An 8152-nucleotide genomic window follows, 5' to 3' on the forward strand; every position below is an offset into this window, starting at 1 on the left:
TAATTGCTGGAGTTTTTATATTTGTAATTTTTAACTAGCACAACAGGTTAAATTATATATTCCTTATATTTTTCTAAGTCTAGTTGGTTAATAGTTAATTTTAATACAGTACCATCTTCTAAGTATTCTAAATTATTTATTTGATAATTATCACAAAAATAGTTCACTATACTTTGCTTGTGATATGGTATTTTAATAGTAACCAATCTATATTGCTGTGGTAATAAGTTTTCAATATTTTCCAGTAGTTTATCTATATTTTCCCCATTTTTAGCTGATATAAACAATTTATTATCTACATATCTATTATCATAAAATAAATTGTGAATATCCACTTTATCCATCTTGTTAAATACCGTAAGTATAGGCTTGTCTAGCACATCTAAATCTTTTAATATGTCATAAGTTGTTTTAATCTGTATATCTAAATCCTTATTGGAAGCATCTACTATATGAAGCAGTAAATCCGCATATTTTACTTCTTCTAAAGTTCCTTTAAAGGCCTCTATTAGCTTTGTAGGAAGTTTAGATACAAATCCTACTGTATCTGTTAATAAAAATGCTTGACCATTAGGAAGCTTTCCACGTCTTAATGATGTATCTAAAGTTGCAAATAGCATATCCTTTACAAAAACTTGTTTTGACTCTTCATATTCATCATTTAATTCAATTATTTTATTTAATAATGTTGATTTACCTGCATTAGTATATCCCACCAATGCTACTACAGGTAAATTAGATTCCTCCCTCTTCCTTCTCTTTACATCTCTATTTTGCTCTACTTCTTTTAATTGTCTCTCAATATTGTCTACTTCCCTCAATATATGTCTTCTATCTGTTTCTAGCTTTTGCTCTCCTGGTCCTCTTGTTCCAATTCCACCACCAGTTCTAGATAAATAATCTCTAAATCCGATTAACCTAGGAAGTCTATATTTAAGTTGAGCCAATTTCACTTGTAATTTTCCTTCTTTTGAACTTGCCCTTCTAGCAAATATGTCTAAAATTAAGTTTGTTCTATCAACTATTTTCTTATCAATAACCTTTTCTAAATTTCTTAATTGTGCCCCAGACAATTCATCGTTAAAAACTACAGTTGTAATATCTAGTTCCTCGCAATAATTTTTTATTTCCTCAGCTTTTCCTGTACCTATAAAATATGCTGGATTTATACTTTCTTTCTTTTGTATTACTCTAGAGATCACTTCTCCCCCTGCAGCTTTTACTAGTTCCTCTAATTCATCTAAAGAAGTTTCAATGTCTATTGTATCTGTATCTAATTCCACTCCAATTATAAGAACTCTCTCCATATCCTTCATTTCTTGGCTCAATTTATCAACCTCCAAAACATCATTAATTTATCTCTTTCCTTTATTATATCACCATTTAAATAATTTATCTAACAATATATGGATACAGCTTTTAAAGATAAAATTATTAAAATAAGATAATTAATAGAATTCAATAATACTATTTATTTTTTCGTAACTATATTGTAATAATCATTTAAGTATCTAATATTAACATTATAATATTTCTATGGTATAATTAACTAATTAAGCCTTTTCTCAATTAAGGAGGTAGTTTTATGGATAATAACAATGACAACAATAATCAAAAGAAAAAGAGAAAAAAGAAGGGCTCCACTGGAAAAACAATATTTAAATCTATAAAAATATTTTTAGTTATATTTTTAATGTTATCTGTTGTAGCTGGTGGTATATTAGCTGGTGCAGTCCTATCTATTTTGAAGGATGTTCCAAATATAGACCCTTCAAAAGTCAATGTTTCTTTAGATTTAACATCAACTATATATGACGCTGATGGTGAGCTTATTGAAAAAATTCAAGCACCTACAAATGAGTTTAGAACAATAGTAAAAATAAATCAAATGCCCCAATATCTTAAAGATGCATATATTGCTATTGAAGATGAAAGATTTATAAAACATATTGGTGTAGACCCTAAGGGGATAATTTCTGCTGCAATAGACAATATAAAAGCTGGGTCTGCTGTCAGAGGTGCAAGTACAATTACACAGCAGTTAGCAAGAAATGTTTATTTAACAAGAGAAAAAAGCTGGGATAGAAAAATTAAAGAGGCTTATCTAGCTATTCAAATTGATAAAGCTCTAACAAAAGACCAAATACTTGAAGCATATTTAAACAGAGTAAATTTGGGACAAGGTGCATATGGAGTACAAGAAGCAGCACAAACATATTTTTCAAAAAATGTTGAAGATTTAACTATAGCAGAATCTGCTTTATTTGCAGGAATAGTAAAATCACCAACTAAATACGCACCTTATCACACTGTCAGTACTGAGAATTTCGATAGTGACAAGCATTATGAAGTTGGACAACTGGAAATATTAGGAGAAAAGTATATAGCAGTATATAATGAAGAGGCTGTAAAAAGACAAAAACTTGTATTAAAGAAAATGTTAGATTTAGGCAAAATCACAGAATCTGAATATCAAGAGGCATTAAATGAAAATATTAAAGAAAATCTAAAACCTAGCAGAAAGAAAATTGAAGGAATATCTTCTTATTTTACTGACTATGTTAAAACTCAAGCAATTAACGCCTTAGTAGAAAGACTAGGCTATACAAAAGAACAAGCACAAGATGAATTATTTACAGGTGGATTAAAAATCTATTCTACTATGGATGTAAAACTTCAAAGAGAATTAGAAAATGTATATAATAATTTTACTGAAATCTTAGTAGGAAACCCTGCAAAGAAAAAAGGTCCTATACTAGTAGACTGGAGATTAAGTAAATCCAAGGATGTTATTGATGAGAAGGGCAATGTTATCTATTACAGCCAAAATAATTTATTTAATGAAAATTTTGAGTTAGTACTGGAAAAAGGCACATATGAATTTAAAGACAATAACCTATTTATTAAAAATAAAAAACTTATGCCTTATAAAAAACATATTGATGTAGGGGATTACTATACTATAGATGATAGAAAGAACCTAGTAAGTCATAGTGTTGGTTCAATAGTCATTCCAGAAGAAAGTTACAGCATTTCTGATAATAAGGAAATTAAAATAGGCAGTGCTTATCTAAATAAAAACAAAGATTTTTATAGAACAGATGATAAGGGGAATCTATTAATCAGTGACAAATATTTCTTTAGAGCTAAAAATGGTGTTGTACAACCTCAATCGGCTACTGTTTTACTAGATTATAGGACAGGCCAGATTAAAGCTTTAGTAGGAGGAAGAGATATTGAAGGTGCTAAAATATTAAATAGAGCAACTGCATCTCGAAGACAACCTGGTTCATCTATAAAACCTATAACTGCTTATTTGCCAGCATTAGATAACGGGTATACAGCTGCGACTACAATAGATGATGTTCCATTTTATTCAAATGGAAAACTATGGCCAAGAAACTGGTATAGAGATAGATATAGAGGAATCCATACTCTAAGACGTTCAGTAGAACATTCAGTTAACGTAAATGCTGTTAAAGTTGTAGAATCCATTGGTATACAAACTTCTATGTCCTATTTAGAAAAGCTTGGTATCATTAGCAAACTTAATCCTGAAAACGATAGCTTTGTTACAGCTAAGGAAAATAGAGCTAATAATGATGAAAATTTATCAGCCCTTGGATTAGGCGGTATGACAAAAGGTATGACCCCTTTAGAAATAACTGCTGCATATGGTGCCATAGCAAACGGCGGTGTATATATAGAACCTAGGGCTTTCACTAGAATAGAGGATAACAATGGTAATATCTTGATTGATAATACTCCAAAAGAAACTATAGTAGTATCTCCTCAAGTAGCATATATAATGTCAGATATTTTGAGGACAACAGTTACAAATGGTATTGCAGGAAGAGCTAAACTTTCTAATATGGTAGTTGGTGGTAAAACAGGTACAACAACAGATCAAGCAGATATTTGGTTCGTTGGATTTAGTCCATATTATGCTGCGGCTACATGGATAGGAAATGATTCACCTAAAATTACTCTTACTCAAAGTAGTGGTACAGCTGTGCAATTGTGGCAGCATATAATGACTAGGATGCATGAAGGTTTAGAGAGTAAAACTTCCTTCGAAAAACCTAATGGTATTGTATCAGTTAATGTATGTACTCAATCTGGAAAATTACCAACAGAACTTTGTACTAGAGACCCAAGAGGTAGTACTGTTAAATCTGAAATATTTGTAAAAGGTACTGAACCGAAAAGCTATTGTGATGTCCATGTGGAAGTAACTATAGATAGTACTAATGGAAAGCTGGCAAATGAATATTGTCCAGAAGAAAATAAGGTTACAAAAGTATTAATAGACCGTACACCACCATATTTCCCTTCTGAACATAATGGTATAGTACCAACAGATTTCCAATACTCAGTACCAACTGAAGTATGTACTGACCATAATCAAAATACTGTAGTTCCAGAGAATCCTATAGAGGATGATTTCTTCCCTCCATCATGGGGAGATGATGACGATGAATTTGAATATAATTACGAAAACTAAGGTTAATTCCTTAGTTTTTCGTTTTTGGATTAAATATTAATGCCATTATATATCCAAATAAAATTGCCGCCGCCACTCCTCCAGCAGTTGCCTGTAATCCTCCAGTAAAAGCTCCTATTACGCCTTTAGTCTTAGCTCCTTCTATGGCTCCCTCTGCTAATGCATTGCCAAATCCCACTATTGGTACTGTAGCTCCTGCTCCTGCAAATTTTACAAGTGGCTTATAGATTCCTATGCCTCCCAAAATAACTCCAGCTGTAAGGAAAGAAACTAATATATGAGCTGGTGTTAATTTAGTATTATCTAATATCACTTGACCAATTACACATATTAACCCACCAACTACAAAAGCTTTAATATATTCCATATAACCACCCCTAACTATTATTTATATCTATTGTAACTGCATGAGCTATTCCTGGAATTGATTCACCTTGTTGATTTATAATCGTTGAATGAAGAGCTCCCGTAGCCATTATTAGTACTCTATTAAATTTCCCCTTCATCATTTCTTTATATATATATCCATTTAAAACAACTGCAGCACATCCGCATCCGGATCCTCCTGCATGGGTATCTTGATTTTCTCCATCGAATATTTCTACACCGCAATCTGTATACATACTAGATAAGTCATATCCTTCTTTTTTCATTAAATCTAATACTATATTCTTTCCTACCTTACCTAAATCTCCAGAAATTATAAGATCATAACTATCTGGAGAATATCCAGTATCCTTAAAATGGGCAATTAAAGTATCAACTGCTGCAGGCGCCATAGCTGCTCCCATATTTGTTGCGTCTTTAATACCCATATCTATAATCTTTCCTGTAGTTACATAAGTAATATAAGGTCCATTCCCCTCAGAAGAAAGTATAGTAGCACCAGAACCAGTAACAGTCCATTGTGCTCCAAAATTCCTTTGGGAACCATATTCTAATGGAAATCTAAATTGTCTTTCAGCAGAACTAAAATGACTCGATGTTGCACATATAACTTTATCTGCAAATCCTCCATCTACTAGCATTGCTCCTAGGGATAAAGACTGGGTCATAGTAGAGCATGCGCCATAAAGTCCATAATAAGGTATACTAAGGGCTCTCGCAGTATACGTAGATGAAACTATTTGATTTAATAAATCTCCTGAAAGCAAATAGTCAATATCATTATTAGTTAGATTTCCATTTGATAACGCCGCCTTTATAGCTTCTTCCTGTATTTTGGCTTCAGATTTTTCAAAGGATTCCTGCCCCCACATGTCATCTTCTAAAATCATATCAAAATAATCTTTTAGAGGTCCTTCACCTTCTTTTGGTCCTACTATTGTATAGGTACTTATTATTGAAGGTGGATTTTGAAATTTAACTGTTTGTGAACCAAATCTTTTTAATGCCATATATTATCTCCCCTTCGTAAATAATAAATGTAATATGCCTACAATTACTGAGCTTCCTACTCCATATACTAATACAGGTCCTGCAATAGTAAACATTTTTGATGCAACACCAAAAATAAATCCTTCTGTCTTAAATTCCATTGCTGGTGCTACTACTGCATTAGAAAATCCTGTAATAGGCACAGCTGCCCCTGCTCCACCAATCTTTCCAATTTTATCATATACTCCTAATCCAGTAAGAAAAGCTCCTAAAAACACTAAAATAATTGATGTACCTGCTGCAACTGCTTTTTCATCAAGTCCATGTCTTACCATCCAATTTTTTAGAAGTTGCCCTACTGTACAAATAGCTCCCCCTACTAAGAAAGCAAATATTATATTCTTTAAATAAGTAGGTTTTGGAACCTTTTTCTCTGAATACTTTTGATATTCTTTTTTATTCATATTATCCATTTATTTCATCTCCTCTACTTAATCAAACAGCTGAAAATAGCCAAAAATATAATGCTCCTGCTACCTTACCAGCCATTAATGCCAATATAACATATTTTAAATTATCCTTTATCTTCAATTTCTTCGACATTGCTGGAATTACATTTAGAACTTCCGCTAAAGCAGAAGACAATAACCCAATAAAAACTCCATATAATAAACCAATTAGTGCAACTATGATTTTAGGCAAATTCATATGGAATTCTGAAAAATATATTATAACAAATAAAATAAACGATACTGATATAATCAGTTGATAAATTTTAATGTACTTCCATGTATTAGTAATCTGGACTAATCTCGGAACTATTTGTAATATTGTTATAAAAGCAGCAGCTGCACTGCCAACTGCTAATCCACCTCCAAAACCGATTGTTCCTAACAATAATCTTACTCCCATAGCACACCTCTTTTTTATGACTGATCTCTTTTCTTAGTTTCATTTAATATAAACTTTTCCATATCCTCATCATATAAAAACAATTCTATTTCCATAGGCCCTGGTTCTTTTTTTCTTCTATTACTAAAACTAAAAATTCTAGTAAAAAAAGTTAGTACTCCCACCCCAATTCCAATGGAATATGGAATGTTCATAACCAAAGGATTATCTTTTTTTTCCCCAGTAAATGTAAAATATAATTTCTCCATAGATTGTTTAGCATCAACATCTGAATGAAAATTTATTATGGCTATACTTGCTCCAAAAAATAAGACTATACATACTAAAAGTACTTTAACAAACTCTAAGAATGGTCTTTCTTTTTCCCTAGATTTATATTCTATTAGTACTTCTACTTCTCCAAGTAAATCCAAATCTATATCTGGGTATTTTCCTAAAACTTTCTCTGATATATCAGTTGCAGTTATATAGTCCCAATCTTCTTCAATATTTCTTTTTTTAACTCTAATATTTTCAATTGCTTTCTTTATATCTGGTTTATCGCAATATACTTCCCCTAAATTTTCTACAAGTATATCTTTATCTGGTTGAATAGAGGCTTTCTTATTAATTACTATATATACCTTTTCCTTATCCATAGATCATACTCCATTCTAAAGTATTATTAACAAACTTAGCTTTCTTAGGTACTTCCTTATTTGTTATCTCTCCTTTATACCATAAAATTCCACTGGCAAGAATCAGGAAAACCACTAATGTAATAATTATTCTTTTATATCTTAATCTATATAACATATAATCACCCCATTCTAAGATTATTATCTGCTATAATTATTTTTTAATACAAAAAAATATCCAATAGGAAAATTTTACAATTAATATCATTAAATTTGAAAGAATCAATATAATATGAAATAATATAGAATTTATATTCGTAAAATAATTAATATAAAGGAAATTTATCATTGAAGAATTTTAAATTCAAAAAAGGACCTTAATGGCACACAAATAGTCATATAATATAAAACCAAATCTATTAAATATTCTTTCTTTACATCTTTAACAATTTATTTCTAAATTTCTTAACCTTCCATAATACAATATAAAATTAAGAGATAATCTAAAACACCATGATTTAAAGAAAACTTTATTTATTACAAACAATACAGTTTATTTTTTAAAATTAAAATCTAAATTTCATTTAGCGGTAATATCTTAATAAAGAATCTCTTCATAAAATTAGTAATTTGAAAATTTATTAATCAAGTATATTAACCTATTTATTAATTAAACTATAAAGTATGTATGGTGTTAGTATATAAGTATGGACACAAAAAGTTTAACACGATACAATAATTA

General features: G+C 30.5%; 8 protein-coding genes. 1 reads left to right on the forward strand and 7 read right to left on the reverse strand.

Annotated elements, in window-relative coordinates:
- Positions 1–47: 47 nt before the first annotated feature.
- Positions 48–1316: a GTPase HflX gene (hflX, locus tag ABWP20_RS17795; protein ID WP_503012554.1), complete on the reverse strand. Its 1269-nt coding sequence runs from the start codon at positions 1314–1316 to the stop codon at positions 48–50.
- 269 nt (positions 1317–1585) lie between these two features.
- Between hflX and ABWP20_RS17800 the strand changes: the two genes are divergently transcribed.
- A complete protein-coding gene (locus ABWP20_RS17800) occupies positions 1586–4504 on the forward strand; it encodes a penicillin-binding protein 1A (RefSeq protein WP_353097679.1) in 2919 nt (972 codons plus the stop codon).
- 10 nt (positions 4505–4514) lie between these two features.
- On the opposite strand, the gene spoVAE is transcribed toward ABWP20_RS17800, so the two are convergent.
- Genes spoVAE through ABWP20_RS17830 form a run of 6 tightly spaced genes read right to left on the reverse strand, consistent with a single transcriptional unit; the run spans position 4515 to position 7588 of the window.
- The gene (gene spoVAE, locus ABWP20_RS17805) at positions 4515–4871 is read right to left on the reverse strand and encodes a stage V sporulation protein AE (protein WP_353097680.1); all 357 of its coding nucleotides are present in this window, start codon (positions 4869–4871) and stop codon (positions 4515–4517) included.
- A 10-nt stretch (positions 4872–4881) separates the two neighbouring features.
- A complete protein-coding gene (gene spoVAD / locus ABWP20_RS17810; protein ID WP_353097682.1) occupies positions 4882–5901 on the reverse strand; it encodes a stage V sporulation protein AD in 1020 nt (339 codons plus the stop codon).
- A 3-nt stretch (positions 5902–5904) separates the two neighbouring features.
- Positions 5905–6354, reverse strand: coding sequence for a stage V sporulation protein AC (spoVAC, locus tag ABWP20_RS17815; protein ID WP_353097683.1), 450 nt, complete (start codon positions 6352–6354; stop codon positions 5905–5907).
- Positions 6355–6376: 22 nt separating this feature from the next.
- Complete coding sequence (locus tag ABWP20_RS17820; RefSeq protein WP_353097685.1) at positions 6377–6793, reverse strand: stage V sporulation protein AB; 417 nt, start codon at positions 6791–6793, stop codon at positions 6377–6379.
- 14 nt (positions 6794–6807) lie between these two features.
- Positions 6808–7431, reverse strand: coding sequence for a stage V sporulation protein AA (locus ABWP20_RS17825; RefSeq protein ID WP_353097686.1), 624 nt, complete (start codon positions 7429–7431; stop codon positions 6808–6810).
- Complete coding sequence (locus ABWP20_RS17830; protein ID WP_353097687.1) at positions 7424–7588, reverse strand: hypothetical protein; 165 nt, start codon at positions 7586–7588, stop codon at positions 7424–7426. The genes ABWP20_RS17825 and ABWP20_RS17830 overlap by 8 nt, the downstream gene beginning before the upstream one ends.
- Positions 7589–8152 lie beyond the last annotated feature (564 nt).

Source organism: Tissierella praeacuta, assembly GCF_040396155.1.
Taxonomy (GTDB): domain Bacteria; phylum Bacillota; class Clostridia; order Tissierellales; family Tissierellaceae; genus Tissierella; species Tissierella praeacuta_A.